This window comes from Gordonia sputi NBRC 100414 (genome assembly GCF_000248055.1).
Taxonomy (GTDB): Bacteria; Actinomycetota; Actinomycetes; order Mycobacteriales; family Mycobacteriaceae; genus Gordonia; species Gordonia sputi.
The window spans coordinates 1-14,145 of record NZ_BAFC01000074.1 but is presented as its reverse complement, the minus strand read 5'-3'; the positions used below and the strand labels follow the sequence as shown (position 1 = coordinate 14,145).

At 64.0% G+C, this 14,145-nt stretch carries 15 protein-coding genes, 2 tRNA genes and 1 riboswitch; of the genes, 11 read left to right on the top strand and 6 right to left on the bottom strand.

Annotated elements, in window-relative coordinates:
• Window positions 1-20: 20 nt before the first annotated feature.
• On the top strand, window positions 21-1,940 hold the full coding sequence (dnaG, locus tag GOSPT_RS12170; protein ID WP_005206489.1) for a DNA primase: 1,920 nt from the start codon (window positions 21-23) through the stop codon (window positions 1,938-1,940).
• A gap of 6 nt (window positions 1,941-1,946) precedes the next feature.
• Here dnaG and GOSPT_RS23900 read toward each other — a convergent pair whose 3' ends face one another.
• Together GOSPT_RS23900 and GOSPT_RS12165 are read right to left on the bottom strand one after the other, a co-directional pair.
• A complete protein-coding gene (locus GOSPT_RS23900; protein ID WP_168431277.1) occupies window positions 1,947-2,105 on the bottom strand; it encodes a hypothetical protein in 159 nt (52 codons plus the stop codon).
• 691 nt (window positions 2,106-2,796) lie between these two features.
• Window positions 2,797-2,870, bottom strand: a tRNA-Ile gene (locus tag GOSPT_RS12165).
• Window positions 2,871-3,070: 200 nt separating this feature from the next.
• On the opposite strand from GOSPT_RS12165, the gene GOSPT_RS12160 reads away from it, so the two are divergent.
• From GOSPT_RS12160 to GOSPT_RS12145, 4 genes are all read left to right on the top strand, one after another.
• Window positions 3,071-3,143, top strand: a tRNA-Asn gene (locus tag GOSPT_RS12160).
• A gap of 175 nt (window positions 3,144-3,318) precedes the next feature.
• A complete protein-coding gene (locus GOSPT_RS12155; protein ID WP_005206488.1) occupies window positions 3,319-3,519 on the top strand; it encodes a hypothetical protein in 201 nt (66 codons plus the stop codon).
• A 44-nt stretch (window positions 3,520-3,563) separates the two neighbouring features.
• Window positions 3,564-3,627, top strand: a riboswitch (guanidine-III (ykkC-III) riboswitch).
• A gap of 15 nt (window positions 3,628-3,642) precedes the next feature.
• Entirely contained in the window at window positions 3,643-3,957 is a 315-nt protein-coding gene (locus GOSPT_RS12150; RefSeq protein WP_005206487.1) for a DMT family transporter, read from the top strand.
• A 58-nt stretch (window positions 3,958-4,015) separates the two neighbouring features.
• Window positions 4,016-4,441, top strand: a complete 426-nt coding sequence (locus tag GOSPT_RS12145) for a pyridoxamine 5'-phosphate oxidase family protein (protein WP_005206486.1) — start codon at window positions 4,016-4,018, stop codon at window positions 4,439-4,441.
• On the opposite strand, the gene GOSPT_RS12140 is transcribed toward GOSPT_RS12145, so the two are convergent.
• Both GOSPT_RS12140 and GOSPT_RS12135 read right to left on the bottom strand, forming a co-directional pair.
• Entirely contained in the window at window positions 4,421-5,167 is a 747-nt protein-coding gene (locus GOSPT_RS12140; protein ID WP_082965621.1) for a GntR family transcriptional regulator, read from the bottom strand. The genes GOSPT_RS12145 and GOSPT_RS12140 overlap by 21 nt on opposite strands.
• The gene (locus GOSPT_RS12135; protein WP_005206483.1) at window positions 5,124-6,260 is read right to left on the bottom strand and encodes an acyl-CoA dehydrogenase family protein; all 1,137 of its coding nucleotides are present in this window, start codon (window positions 6,258-6,260) and stop codon (window positions 5,124-5,126) included. Before GOSPT_RS12135 ends, GOSPT_RS12140 begins: the two co-directional genes overlap by 44 nt.
• Before the next feature lie 107 nt (window positions 6,261-6,367).
• Between GOSPT_RS12135 and GOSPT_RS12130 the strand changes: the two genes are divergently transcribed.
• Window positions 6,368-7,189: an Rv1363c family protein gene (locus GOSPT_RS12130; RefSeq protein WP_005206482.1), complete on the top strand. Its 822-nt coding sequence runs from the start codon at window positions 6,368-6,370 to the stop codon at window positions 7,187-7,189.
• An 18-nt stretch (window positions 7,190-7,207) separates the two neighbouring features.
• Here the strand turns inward: GOSPT_RS12130 and GOSPT_RS12125 are convergent, their stop codons facing one another.
• Window positions 7,208-8,419: a TetR/AcrR family transcriptional regulator gene (locus GOSPT_RS12125; RefSeq protein ID WP_005206481.1), complete on the bottom strand. Its 1,212-nt coding sequence runs from the start codon at window positions 8,417-8,419 to the stop codon at window positions 7,208-7,210.
• A 176-nt stretch (window positions 8,420-8,595) separates the two neighbouring features.
• Here GOSPT_RS12125 and GOSPT_RS12120 point away from each other — a divergent pair, with 176 nt between their 5' ends.
• From GOSPT_RS12120 to GOSPT_RS12100, 5 genes are all read left to right on the top strand, one after another.
• Window positions 8,596-9,429: an enoyl-CoA hydratase-related protein gene (locus tag GOSPT_RS12120; RefSeq protein WP_051993871.1), complete on the top strand. Its 834-nt coding sequence runs from the start codon at window positions 8,596-8,598 to the stop codon at window positions 9,427-9,429.
• 26 nt (window positions 9,430-9,455) lie between these two features.
• Window positions 9,456-11,054, top strand: coding sequence for a fatty-acid--CoA ligase FadD5 (gene fadD5, locus GOSPT_RS12115; protein ID WP_005206479.1), 1,599 nt, complete (start codon window positions 9,456-9,458; stop codon window positions 11,052-11,054).
• A 125-nt stretch (window positions 11,055-11,179) separates the two neighbouring features.
• Window positions 11,180-12,310, top strand: coding sequence for an NDMA-dependent alcohol dehydrogenase (locus GOSPT_RS12110; RefSeq protein ID WP_005206478.1), 1,131 nt, complete (start codon window positions 11,180-11,182; stop codon window positions 12,308-12,310).
• 28 nt (window positions 12,311-12,338) lie between these two features.
• Complete coding sequence (locus GOSPT_RS12105; RefSeq protein WP_005206477.1) at window positions 12,339-13,154, top strand: serine hydrolase domain-containing protein; 816 nt, start codon at window positions 12,339-12,341, stop codon at window positions 13,152-13,154.
• A gap of 160 nt (window positions 13,155-13,314) precedes the next feature.
• Complete coding sequence (locus GOSPT_RS12100; RefSeq protein ID WP_005206476.1) at window positions 13,315-13,833, top strand: DUF3145 domain-containing protein; 519 nt, start codon at window positions 13,315-13,317, stop codon at window positions 13,831-13,833.
• 101 nt (window positions 13,834-13,934) lie between these two features.
• Here GOSPT_RS12100 and GOSPT_RS12095 read toward each other — a convergent pair.
• On the bottom strand, window positions 13,935-14,145 hold a 211-nt coding region (locus GOSPT_RS12095; RefSeq protein ID WP_005206475.1), incomplete at its 5' end, for an IS30 family transposase.

Sequence of the window (14,145 nt, the reverse complement as noted above, 5' to 3'; positions counted from 1 at the left end):
GAGGTCACTACACTGGGCACGTGGCAGGCCGAATTCCCGATCGTGACATCACGGCAATCCGTGAACAGACACGCATCGAGGAGATCATCGGCGACTACGTCGCATTGCGTCCGGCCGGTGCCGACCGACTCAAGGGTCTGTGTCCCTTCCACGACGAGAAGACGCCGTCGTTTCACGTCCGTCCGCATCACGGTCATTTCCACTGCTTCGGATGCGGCGAGGGTGGCGATGTCTACAGCTTCTTGCAGAAGCAGGAGCACGTCAGCTTTGTCGAGGCCGTCGAGCAACTCGCCGACCGGATCGGATATCAGATCCACTACGAGGGTGGCGGGACGTCGGTCGCACGTGATCGCGGAACCCGCGCCCGCTTGGTAGCTGCCAACGCCGCCGCGCAGAAGTACTACGCCGAGCAGTTGCGAACCCCCGACGCGCAGATTGCGCGCGACTACCTCACCGAACGGAACTTCGACGCCGCTGCGGCGTCGGCCTTCGGCTGCGGTTACGCCCCCGCAGGCTGGGACACGATGACCAAGGCGTTGCTGTCGCAGGGCTTCGAGTTCGCCGAACTGGAGGCAGCCGGCCTGTCGAAGCAGGGCCGCAAGGGCCCCATCGACAGATTCCATCGCCGTCTGCTGTGGCCGATCCGCAATCTCGGTGGAGACATCATCGGTTTCGGTGCGCGCAAGCTGTTCGACGACGACAACCTCGGCAAGTACATGAACACGCCGGAGACCATGCTGTACAAGAAGTCTCAGGTGTTGTTCGGGCTCGATCACGCCAAGAAGAACATCGCCAAGAGTCATCAGGTCGTCGTGGTCGAGGGATACACCGACGTGATGGCGATGCACCTGTCGGGGGTGACGACTGCTGTCGCTTCGTGTGGCACCGCATTCGGTGAGGATCACCTGGCGCTAATCCGTCGTCTGATGATGGACGACTCGTATTTCCGCGGTGAGGTGATCTACACCTTCGACGGCGACGCGGCCGGAAAAGCTGCGGCGCTCAAGGCGTTTGAAGGCGAGCAATCCATCGCGGGTCAGACCTTCGTCGCCATCGCGCCGGAGGGCATGGACCCGTGCGAGTTGCGGCAGAACAGGGGAGACGCCGCGGTCCGGGATCTGATCGCGCGTCGAGTGCCGATGTTCGAGTTCGCGATCAAGGCCCTGCTGGCCGGGTTCGATCTGAACACCGCGGAGGGTCGCGTCCACGCACTGCGCGACACGGTGCCGGTGGTGGCCCGGATCAAAGACGTGGCGCTGCGCGACGAGTACGCCCGTCAACTCGCCGGTTGGGTCGGCTGGGAAGAAGTCGGGCAGGTTCTCGCGCGGGTCCGTGAGGAGGGTGCGCGCGTCGCTCGGGTGAGCGGACGTGCATCGGCGTCGGGGCGTGGGCGGCAGATGCGTCGTGACCGTCCCGAAGCGGAGAAGGCGCCGGGACCCGGGCGACCCAACCCGGATGACCCCCGCCTCTGGCCGCAGCGCGAGGCGCTCAAGGCGGCACTGCAATACCCGGCCATCGCGGGCACCGTCTTCGATTCGCTGCCCGAGGAGTGCTTCACCGAACCCGCCTACACCGGCGTCCGAAATGCGATGTCGGCGTTGGGTGGCACGTCGTCGGGGATGGGCGGCACCGAGTGGATCGACGCCGTCAACCACGAGGTCGACAACCCCGTCGTCGGGCCGATGGTGACCGAACTCGCCGTCGAACCGATGCCGGTCAGCGAGCAGAACATCTCGCGCTACATCGGCAGTGTGCTGGCCCGACTGCAGGAGGTCTGGGTGGGCGCGCAGATCGCCGACATCAAGTCACGGCTGCGCCGCATGGCCCCGGGTGACGACCCCGACGGCTATCACGCGGTATTCGGCGACCTCGTGGCGTTGGAGGCGTATCGACGCAGTCTGCTCGAGCAGGCCGTCGACCCTGTCGTCGACGTCGGATGACGGTGGTCAGGCGGCGTTGAGCCTGCCGCCTGGTCGCAGTTCCTCGGGGAACATCGGCCGGTGCGGATCCTCGGAGTTGTACCGGCAGCCACCGGAGTACGTGTGGGGGCCTTCGCAGCGGTCGGGCGTTGGGCGCGGGCGTCCCCAGATGTGGTCTGCACTCATCAGCTCGCCTCCTCGGGCTCGGACAGTGGGCGACGGCGGCGCTGCGACGGCGAAGCGACCGGAATTCTCGGCTCGATGGCCTACCGAAAGTATGGGGCGACACCTGACCGATCGGCCAGTTGACGCGAGGTTTCACTCGTGGTTGCGCGAATGTGGGTCGGGTCACCGGGCGGGGGGTTGGGCTGCTCGGGGCAGGGCGGCACGGCTAGTCGGGCCGGGGCGGCCCCGCAGAAAGTAGGGGAAAGAATCCTTCCTCGGGTTCCTGACCTGTCCCCGAGAAGTTGCGCGGGGAAACCGAAGAGACCCGCGGAAAGAACGCTTCCCCTAGTTCCTGCGCCTCGGGATCGCGGCTCGACGTCGAGCTGCACGACCGCTCGACGTCGCGCGGCGTCGAACTGCACGGCTCTCGGGCCGCCCGCCCGACGGAAAGTAGGGGAAGGAATCCTTCCTCGGGTTGCTGACCCTTCCGCCAGAAGTTGCGCGGGGAAACCGAAGAGACCCGCGGAAAGAACGCTTCCCCTAGTTCCTGTGCCCCGGGATTGCGGCTCGACGGCTGCGCTGCGACAGCGAAGCGACCGAAATTCTCAGCTCGTGGTGGCGCGAATGTGGGTCGGGTCACCGGGCGGGCGGTTCGAGGCGTTGAGACGCGAAACCCCTTCCCGCACTCGGATCTGCGGGAAGGGGTTGGGCGTGCCCAGGGCGGGACTTGAACCCGCGACCTATCGATTATGAGTCGACGGCTCTAACCAACTGAGCTACCCGGGCCAGCGCTGACACCCTATCGCACTGCATCTCCGGAAAGGCACGATGGTGCTACTAGACGATGTGATGTCTTGTGTCCGGGACGTCGCCAGACCGGCTCTGCCTCGCACCCCCGTGACCAGCCGTTTTGTCCTGACGTGAGTCCATACGCTAGAGTCAGCGTTCGGTTCTGGTGCTGTTCGCGGCGCCCGAATCGAGAGCAATCCCCCATAGCTCAATTGGCAGAGCATTCGACTGTTAATCGAACGGTTACTGGTTCGAGTCCAGTTGGGGGAGCAGAGTTAGAGCAGGTCAGGCCCGGTATCCGCCGGGCCTTTCTTGTTTTGTCCTTCGGAGTGCGGAGACTCGACCAAATACCCTGTCGTGGGCGTGGAGCTGGTTCTAACGTTGATCGTGACCAACACTTCCGTCGGTCAGCGACGGAAGGTGGAGTGTCGAGGAGGTCAACGCCGTGTCAACGCATTCACCGCTCTTCTATGTACTTCCCGGACTGGCGATCGCGATGGGACTCATCTTCGCTGCTGCAGGTATCGGTGACATCGACAACTACGGTGGCGGGGTCGCCGCGTGGCTCTACACGATCTTCGGCCTTGCGATCGTGGTGGTGGGGGCGGGAGTGGTCGCAGTCGGCAAGGGTGGTTCGTCGGAGTAGCGTCTCGCGCCAGGAATTTTCGGGTGTCCGATTTGCTAGTATTGACATTGTCAATGCTGACAACCGGACGAGGCGCGCCGTACCCGGCCAGCGACAAGACGGCGCTCGGAGGTTCGACGTCTCGTGTCGTGGATCGTGTTGATCATTTCTGGTGTTCTCGAGGCCGTGTGGGCGACTGCTCTCGGTAAGTCGCACGGGTTCACCCAGATCGTCCCCACAATTGTCTTCGCCGTCGCGCTCATCGGATCGATGGCCGGGCTGGCGTTTGCGTTGCGGGAGTTGCCAACTGGCACCGCCTACGCGATCTGGGTTGGTATCGGAGCCGCGCTGACAGTCACGTATGCGATGGTGACCGGTGCGGAATCAGCGTCCCTGATCAAGGCCGGCTTGATCTTTCTCATCATCGTGTCCGTGGTGGGACTCAAGCTCGCCCACTGAGTTGCGGCCGTAGAACTGGGTGCCGACGCTCGACGGAGGAAATCACTAGCCTCGGGTCATGGCGATGAACAAGGAACAACGGCAAGCATTTCTCGCGCAGCCGCACATCGGCGCGCTCTCGATAGAGGCGGGCGCCGACCGCGCCCCCCTGGTGGTGCCGATCTGGTATCAGTACAGTCCCGGCGGCGACCTCTGGTTTCTGACAGGTGCCGAGTCACGCAAGATCTCGCTGTTGCGTGCAGCCGGGCGCTGCACTGTCATGGCCGAGGTGGTCTCGCCAACGATTGCCTACGCCGCGGTGTCGGGTCAGGTGATCGACTACGTCGACGGAACCAAGGACGATCTCGTCGAGATGGCGACGCGGTACCTGCCTGCCGAGAAAGTCGCGGGCTACGTCGAATTCGCCACCTCCGAGCACGGTAAGCAGACGAAAGTCGTTGTGCGACCACAACAGTGGGTCGCGTCAGACCTGGGTTCGGTCTGAGTCGGTTGCGCCCCAGATGCCGCTCTGTTCGAGGTGGCGAGTCAAACGTGCTGCGCCATCGGTGAATTGGCGACGTGTCTGCACCACCGCCTCGTCGACGTCGGATGAACGGTAGGCGTCGATCAGTCGTTCATGGCTGTCGACCGCGGTGTGGCCCCACTCGGGGTCGTTGGCGTAGAGCCGTGCGGGTGTGTACCGCGTGGCCGCGAGGAGGAACCATGCCAACTTGGTGCCTCCCGCGATGACGTTGTGCGCGCGGTGAAACTCGAACTCCGCCTCGATGACGCCATTCTCATCGCCACTCTCGACTGCTGTGCGCAGTCGTCGCGTCCACCACTGCAACTCGTCGAGGTCGTCGGATGTCACCGCGGCTGCGGTGCGCAGAGCGAGCCGCACCGCAATCTCGCCCTGCAACCAGAACAGGTCGTCGACGTCGACACGGTCGAGCGGACCGACCCGATATCCGCGGTGCGGCTCGAGGTCGACCATGCCCTCGCCACGCAGGGTCAGCAACGCCTCGCGCACAGGGGTCACACTGACGCCCAGCTCGGCCGCGATGTCGTCGAGCCTGATGAATTCGCCGGGTCTGATGTCGGCGGTCATGATGCGGTGTCTCAGGTGTGCGGCAACCTCTTCGGACAGTTGAGGGCGCCGAGGAATCCGTCGCGGCGCCCTCGATCCGTCAGAGTCCGAAGGTCTTGCCGATGATGTCGCGCTGGATCTCATTGGTGCCACCGTAGACCGTCGAGATGATCGCACCACGCATCAAGCGCTCGGCGTCGAATTCCGTTGCGTAGCCGTAGCCTCCCATCATCTGCATGGCATCGATGGTCATGCGCTTGGAGGTTTCGGTGGCTTTGAGTTTCGCCATCGACGCCTCGCGGGGGAGGAGCTTGGTGGGATTGTCGTCGGCGAGTTGAGCCACCGAGTAGACGAGTTGCTTGGTGCACTCGATCTCCGTGGCTAGGTCGGCCATGCGATGCCGCAGAACCTGGAACGACCCGATGGGACGCCCGAACTGTTTGCGCTCGGTGATGAACGCCAGTGTGTCGGCAAATGATCGCTCGGCCACACCGAGTTGCATGGCCGCGAGGATGAGTCGCTCGGTGTTGAGTCCGGCCATGAGTTGATTCCAGCCGTTGCCGACCTCGCCGACGACCGCCGAGTCGGGCACTCGACAGTCCGTGAAGTAGAGATCGTTGACCTCTCGACCGCCGAGCGTGTCGATGCCCTTGATCTCCAAACCCGGTGTGTCGGCAGGGATGTGGAACTGCGTGATTCCCTCGTGCTTCTTGCCGGTGTTCGAGGTGCGGGCGATCAGCAGGATCGACCGTGCGAAGTGTGCGTTGGAGCACCAGGTCTTCTGCCCGTTGATGACCCACCCGCCGTCGACCTTCTCGGCACGGCACGTGAGGTTGGCGACGTCGGAACCGGCCTCGGGCTCCGACATCGAGATCGACAGCGCATCGCCGTTGACGACCCCGGTCAGGACTTCCTTCTTGAGCTGGTCGTCGGCGAATCGGTTGTAGGCGAGGGCGGTGATGAAGGTGGGCCCGATCCCGCCGATGGGTGCCATGCCGCGCATCGCTTCTTCGAGCAGGATGCACATCTCGACATTGCCGGCGCCCGACCCGCCGTAGGTTTCGGGCAACATGATGCCCGCCCAGCCGAGGTCGGCCATCTTCTGGTAAAGCTCGCGCGAGTGCAGCTCCCTCCCGTCTTTTGTGTAGCGATTGCGCTGGTCACGGGTACCGACCTCGCGTTGGCAGAAATCGGCGACAGACGTCGCGAATGCGCGCTGTTCCTCAGTGAAGTTCACTGTTGTCCTCTCGATATGCGAAGCCCGTAGGCTGCTCTGGCTAAATCATATATGTGATATGTCGGGCCGTGGTCTGGACCACACAATCGATGGCTAGATTGGTTGCCATGCCCAAATCGCGAATCCCATCCGACGACGGCGTGCAGGCCGAGGAGAGCGTGCAGGCCGAGGAGAGTGTGCAGGCAGAGGACAGCGTGGAGGCCGAGAGCGCCGGGCCGACCAGCGCCGACGTCTCGCCACTCGACGGAGATGAGTTCCTCGCGGCGAATCGCAGCAGGCGTGAACAACTGCGCGCCGAGGCCGCCGACCGGGTGCCACGCAAACTCGACACCACGAGTGGCCGTACTGAGAAGAGTCGCGGCGAGAAGAGCGGTGGCGTGGGAGCCGAGGCGGAGAGCGCCGCACGAGCGACGCGCCCGGGCCGCGGGCGGCTACTGGTCGGTGTGCTGGCATCGTTCGTGGTGGTCCTCGCGATCTCGACCGGGGTACTCGCGTACCTGTACGCGCAGGCAGATCGCCGAGCGTCTGACGCAGGACCGTCGGATGCCGATCGCACAACAGTCCTCGACACCGCGCGTCGCTACGCCGTCGAGCTGACCACCTACGACCCCGCCGACTACGGCGATCTCGATCGTCGAATCACGCAGATATCCACCCCGGAGTTCGGTAAGACCTATATCGCGTCGTCGCAGGATGCGCGCAAGGGCAACGCGAACGCCAAGGGAGTGTCGACGTCGAAGGCGCAGCGCGCGGGGATCGAATCGGTGACTGCCGACCGTGCGGTGGTCCTCGTGGCATTGGATCAGACGGTGAAGTCGTCGGAGATCGCCGCGCAGGTTCCTGACGGCATCCCGTACCAATCGCGTGTCGAGATCACGCTCGCCAAGCGGAACGGCACGTGGTTGCTCGACGATCTGGCGACCGTCTGACATCAGGCAGCCAGCACGTCAGCGCTGCTGTGGGCCCTGCCGGGGGCCTTCGAGAATGGCGCAGCCGATCGCGGTGACCTGCTCGGCGGTTGGTGGGCGGCGTAGTCGAAGCAGATCCGAGATGGCGTTCAGTGCCGCGTGCACGAGGAAGCGGGCCTGTCCACGGCTGATCGCGTCGCCACGGTCGCGCGTGACCCATGCGGCCCACTCGTCGACGTTGGCGCGTTGCTGGCGTCGCAACGCGCTGCGCTCCGACGGGGCCAGGTGCCCGATCTCGCTCAGGTAGACCGTCACGAGCGCGTTGTCGCGCACGAAGAGTCGTACGTAGCGGGCAACGAGCGACTCGAGCGCTGCGCGGCTGGTCGTCGACGCCGCGAGTGCGTCGGAAGTGGCGGCACTGACGCGGTCGGACGCTCGCCAGAATGCCGCCGACAGTATCGCGGCTTTGCTCTCGAAGTGGCGGTAGACGCCGGATGCGGGAATGCCTGCGGCAGCGGCAATCTCGTCGATCGTGACCTCCCGGAAGCCTCGTGCGGAGAACAGTGAGATCGATCCGGTGAGTATGAGTTCGCGTTTCGACGCCGGCGCCAGCCCGGACGGCGGGCGCTGGACTGAGGCGTCGGCGGCGAGCAGCGGCGCGACGTCGGCCAGCGAGAGCGCGGTGGCGACGAGTAGTCGGCGAATTTCTCGGTCTGCCAACGCAGTCCGATGTGTGGTCGGACTTGCCACGACACTGATGATCGCCGCGACGAGAAGGTCGGCGTGGGGACGGGGGATGTTCGGGCGTGCATCGAGAAGCGCTGCGCGGATTCGCCGATGCTGTTCCACGAGAACGACTTTTACCTTCGTGGCGTCATCGCCCTCGAGATAGCGCTGATCCCAGCGGTAGAGGCCACCGGTCCTGCGGTGGTCGATGGCCGATTGTGCGAGAGCGGTCAGTGCCGACTCGAGATCCCTCTGCGATGTCTCGAGTGCCTCGGTCAGCTCGCCGGCGAGCAGTCCGGTGGCCTCGGCGAAGAGTGCGTATTTCGTCGGGAAGTGGCGGTAGAGCGCGGGGGCCGAGATTCCCACGATGTCGGCGATCTCCTCGAGGCGCACCGCGTGGTATCCGCGGTCGCTGAACTCCTGTGCTGCGGTACGCAGAATCAGCGATCGGCGGTCGGCGGGGCGTCGACGTGGCTGTCCGTTGATGTGTGTCGGAGGGTGGTCAGTCGAGGGCTGACTGCTCATCGGTCCAGAGTAGAGCGAGAGCGGCTTCGCTAGAGAAGAAATTGCTGAATCGTCTAAAACTGGAGGTAGCGGCGTCGTATGAGTTTGCTAAGTTAATCGCAATTCCTGTGGTCTACATCTCATTGGCATGTATGGTGGCGGCATGATCACGCGATCGGCGAGCGACGGGGTGGGCTGTGTCTGACAATCGGGCGACTGGTGGCGCAGGGTCTGACGCCTCAATCGCTACCGGAATCAGGACCGAGGTTGACGATCGGGGGATCGCCCGCGTCACGATCGATCGTCCGGAACGGATGAATGCGCTCAACGGAGACGCCTCGAGCGCGCTGATCGACTTCCTCACCATCCGATGCGCTGCGGACGACATACGCGCGGTGATCATCGACGGCGCAGGAGGACACTTCAGCACCGGCGCCGATATTCGCGACATCGCTGCCCGGGCGTCGGAGAACGGTGGCATCGACGAGCGGAGTGCGGCCTCTGTGATCGGCGGAGGGTCGGCGTTGGCTCGTGCCGTGCGCTCTGTCGAGGTTCCGGTTGTTGCGTCCGTCGACGGCGCCGCCGTCGGGATCGGTGCATCGCTGGCGTTCGCCTCCGACCTCACCTTCGCGACCCGACGTTCCTACTTTCTTCTGGCATTCACCAACATCGGGCTCATGCCCGACGGTGGGGCGACCGCGACGGTGTCGGCCGCGATCGGTCGGGCGCGCGCCAATCGGCTGGTCCTTCTCGGCGAAAAGTTGCCTGCGCCAGAAGCATTCGACGCTGGCTTGATCAGCGGACTCGTCGACGACAGAACCGCGCTCGACGCCGAGATCGCGGGCGTCGCCAAGCGATTCGCGCAGAGTTCGACGCAGGCGTTGCGACTGGCGAAGGCCGCGCTCGACGCCAACACCCTCGCGGGGTTCGAGGCAACTCTCACGCGCGAGACCGACGGCCAGACCCGATTGCTGCAATCAGACGAATTCCAGGCGGCCATCGCCGCGTTCAGCACCACACGCCGTCACTGACGTCGAGAAAACCGAGGAGAGTTTCCATGACCGCGACCGTCGACTCCGGGCAAGATCTCAATACCGAGCCGCTGCGTTCTCGCCGCAACCACTGGAACAACCAGGTCCGCAGGCATGCGCTGATGCAGCCAGACGCTCCCGCGCTCAAGTTCTTGGGTGCCACGACGTGGAAGCAGCTCGACGAGCGCACTCATGCGTTCGCCGCTGCGCTGAGTCGTCGGGGAGTGGGTTTCGGCGACAGGGTGCTGATGGTCCTGCTCAACCGAACCGAGTACGTCGAAGCGATCCTGGGCGCCAACATCATCGGCGCGATTCCGGTGCCGGTCAACGTGAGGATGAGTCCCGCCGAGATCGCCTTCCTCGTGACCGACAGCGGTGCCCGCACGATCGTGACCGAGACGATGTTGGCTCCGTTGGCCGACGCGGTCGTCGCAGCGACCGGCGACGTGGACCAGGTGATCGTTGTCGGCGGTTCGGACAACGATGCGCATCTCGATTACGCCGACCTCATCGCAGAGGACGCGTCGGACCTGCCGGAGATCGACATCCCGGAAGAGACCGTTGCCCTGATCATGTACACGTCGGGGACGACGGGAAAACCCAAGGGTGCCATGTTGACTCACACGAATATGCAGTCACAGGCGCTCACCTGTCTACAGGCACTGCACACCCGACGTGACGACATCGGCGCAGGCGTCGCACCGATGTTCCACATCGCGGGGATCGGTGCCATGGCACCGCTGTTCTACATGGGCGCGACCTCGGTGATCCATCCTCTCGGCGCGTTCGACCCCGACGACATGCTCGACATGTGTGAGCGTGAGGGCATCACGTCGATCTTCCTCGTGCCCGCGCAGTGGCAGGCGGTCTGCGCCGCGCAGCAGGCGAAACCGCGGGACGTGAAGTTCCGCGTGATCAGTTGGGGGGCCGCACCAGCGTCGGACACCGTGCTGAACGCGATGAACGAGACCTTTCCCGACGCGCTCAACGTCGCGGTTTTCGGACAAACCGAAATGTCGCCCATCACTTGTGTTCTCGACGGCGCCGACGCGCTGCGCAAGATCGGGTCGATCGGCAAGGTGGTTCCGGCGGTCACCGCGCGCGTCGTCGACCCGATGATGAACGACGTCGCCGACGGCGAGGTCGGCGAGATCGTGTACCGCGGGTCGAACATGATGCTCGGGTATTGGCAGAACCCGCAGGGCACGCAGGATGCCTTCCGCGGAGGCTGGTTCCACTCCGGCGACCTCGTGCGTCGCGACGATGAGGGATTCCTCTACGTGGTCGACCGGGCAAAAGACATGATCATCTCGGGCGGCGAGAACATCTATTGCGCCGAGGTCGAGAACGTCCTCTACGGCCACCCGAGGATTGCCGAGGCGGCTGTGATCGGACGGGCCGATCCTAAGTGGGGTGAGGTGCCCGTCGCCGTGGTGGTGACGGTCGACGGCGCCGACCTCACCCTCGAGGAGATGGAGTCGTACCTCGACGAGAACCTGGCGCGGTTCAAGCAGCCCAAGGACATCGTTCTCGTCGAAGAACTACCTCGCAACGCGGGTGGCAAGGTCGTCAAGCCGCGTCTGCGCGAGAGCTACGGCAGCAAAGACGAGGGTCTGGCCAACTGATCGCGCCACAAAAGTAGAACACGTTCCATTTCCGACGAAAAGTGACTATCGTCTCAGTAGGGACGCCAGGCCGTGCCGGCACCAACGGCACGCTGCGCGTGTACGACAACAAGCGGAGGACATGAATGAAGACCAAGGGTGCGTTGCTGCGAGAACTGAACTCGCCGTGGGAGATCGAAGAGATCGAGATCGGTGATCCCAAGGCGCACGAGATCAAGATCCGGATGGAAGCAGCCGGAATGTGTCACTCCGATCATCACCTCATGACCGGCGGCATCCCGATGGCGGGCTTCCCGATCCTCGGCGGCCACGAGGGTGCGGGCGTCATCGAAGAGCTCGGTGAGGGTGTTACCGATTTCGAGGTCGGCGACCACGTCGTCCTCTCCTTCATCCCTTCGTGCGGCAAGTGTCCGTCGTGCAGGTCGGGTCTGGCGAACCTGTGCGACTTCGGCGCGATGCTTCTGCAGGGTGAAGCCGTGTCCGACAACACCTTCCGCATCCACACTGCGAAGGGCGAGAACGTCTATCCGATGACGCTGCTTGGCACGTTCGCGCCGTACATGGTGGTGCACGAGGCGTCGGTGGTCAAGATCGACAAGGACATCCCGTTCGAGGTGGCGGCGTTGGTGGGCTGCGGTATACCCACCGGCTACGGGTCGTCGACGCGTAGTGGCGATGTCCGCCCCGGCGAAGACGTGGCAATCGTCGGCGTCGGTGGCGTCGGAACCGCTGCACTGCAGGGTGCGGTGATCGCGGGAGCGCGCAACATCTTCGCGATCGACCCGGTCGAGTGGAAGCGCGAGCAGGCGCTGAAATTCGGTGCGACGGCGGCGTTTGCGTCGATCGACGAGGCTGCGGGAGCGATCGCCGAGACCACTCACGGTGCGATGTGCCGCAAGGTCATCGTGACAGTAGGAGAGGTACACGGCAAGGATGTCGACAGTTGGATGGGCATCACCGCGAAAGCCGGTACATGCGTGCTTACCGGCATGGGGAACATGCTCGAGTCCGACGTGACGTTGAATCTGTCGATGCTCACACTGCTTCAGAAGAACCTGCAGGGCAGCATCTTTGGTGGCGCGAACCCCAAGCTCGATATCCCGCAACTGCTTTCGATGTACAAGATCGGCAAACTCAACATCGACGACATGATCACCCGGCAGTACCGGCTTGATCAGATCAACCAGGGTTACCAGGACATGCTCGACGGCAAGAACATTCGCGGAGTCATCCGCTACACCGACGAGGATCACTGATCGTCGTCTACCGGTAACGTAGGTCCCCGTGAGTGTTCTCGAGGCCCTCGATTCCTGGCCGGTCGACAATGTCGCCGCGGCAATCGTCACTCCGGAGGGGGTCGTCGCACACGGGGACACCGCCCGTATCTACGAGCTCGCCTCGGTCACCAAACTCCTGGTGGCCGAGGCGGTTCTCGTTGCTGTCGAGGAGGGCGCCGTCGAACTCGACGACGCGGCCGGGCCGCCCGGCGCGACCATCGCTCATCTCCTCGCACATGCTTCGGGGCTCGCCTTTGACACTCGCAACGTCGAGGCAGGAGTGGGTGAGAAGCGCATCTACTCCAGTGCGGGTTTCGAAGTGCTCGCCGAGACCGTCGAGTCGGCGACCGACATCGCATTCGCCGACTATCTCGCCGAGGCGGTGTGTGCACCACTTGGACTGTCGTCGACGACGCTCGACGGACCTGCCGGCCACGGAGCACGATCGAGCGTCGACGATCTTGCCGTTTTCGCTGCCGAACTGCTGCAACCACGCCTGCTCTCGTCGGACCTCGCCGACTCGGCGCATGCGGTGTGGTTTCCGGGTATCGACGGCTTCGTGCCCGGCTACGGCAAGCACAAGCCGAACGATTGGGGCCTGGGATTCGAGATCCGCTCGCACAAGTCGCCGCATTGGACGGGCACACGTAACTCGCCGTCGACGTTCGGGCACTTCGGACAGTCGGGAACCTATCTCTGGGTCGATCCGGAGTTGGCCGCGGCCTGCGTCGTGTTGACAGACCGGCCGTTCGGAGCCTGGGCCAAACCGCTGTGGACCGAGTTCAACGACGCCGTCGTAGACACTCTCGTCGCGGACGACTGACGCTATGGGCTGGTGGGTGAATCAGTAATTCACACCAATCACCTTCGGAAACTAGCGCAACACGTACAACATCAGGCACAATAAACAACACGAGTGTGATATCCGGTGTCGCGAGGTGTGTTGGGGAAGACGTTCCTCGTCGACAACGGAGGTGAACAAGGTGCGCAACCTGAATCAGTTTGCGGACATGACGACCGGAGTGGTGTACATCCACTCAGCGCAGGCCGCGCTGTGCCCGCATGTGGAGTGGGCTCTGTCGTCGACCCTTAATGCGCGGGCCAACCTGAAGTGGTCCGCCCAGGATGCCGAACCCGGCATGCAACGGGCAACCGTTGACTGGACGGGTCCGGTGGGTACTGCTGCGCGGCTGGCGAATGCGCTGCGCGAGTGGTCGTCGCTGCGCTTCGAGGTGACCGAGAATGCCAGCGAGGGCGTCGACGGCGAGCGATTCAGTTATGTTCCGGGACTTGGCTTGTGGCGCGGATCGACGAGCGCCAACGGCGACGTGATCATCGGCGAGATGCAACTGCGTTCGCTGATCGAGGCCCAGCCGGACAGCGCTGGACTCGCCGGCGAACTCGAAGCCGCGCTCGGTACCGCATGGGACGACGCTCTCGAGGCGTACCGCATGGGCGGCGCGGGCGCCGAGGTGACCTGGTTGACGCAACGCGTCGGTTGAACCACATCGGAGTTGGTGACCAACCTCCGATCACCGACCCGACACACTGATTCGGCCCCGGCAGAGTACGGCGGTTTCAAGGGGTCGGCGCAACACTGCTGTTAGTTGGTGGTGATTAGATCACGCAAACGCTCGGCTGGGGTATCCCAGCCGAGCGTTTTGCGTGGACGGCCGTTGAGTTCCTGCGCGACGTGCTCAAGATCGGCTGGACCGTAGACACTCAGGTCAGTGCTTTTGGGGAAGTACTGCCGTAGCAGCCCGTTGGTGTTCTCGTTGGTACCGCGCTGCCACGGACTGGCCGGATCGCAGAAA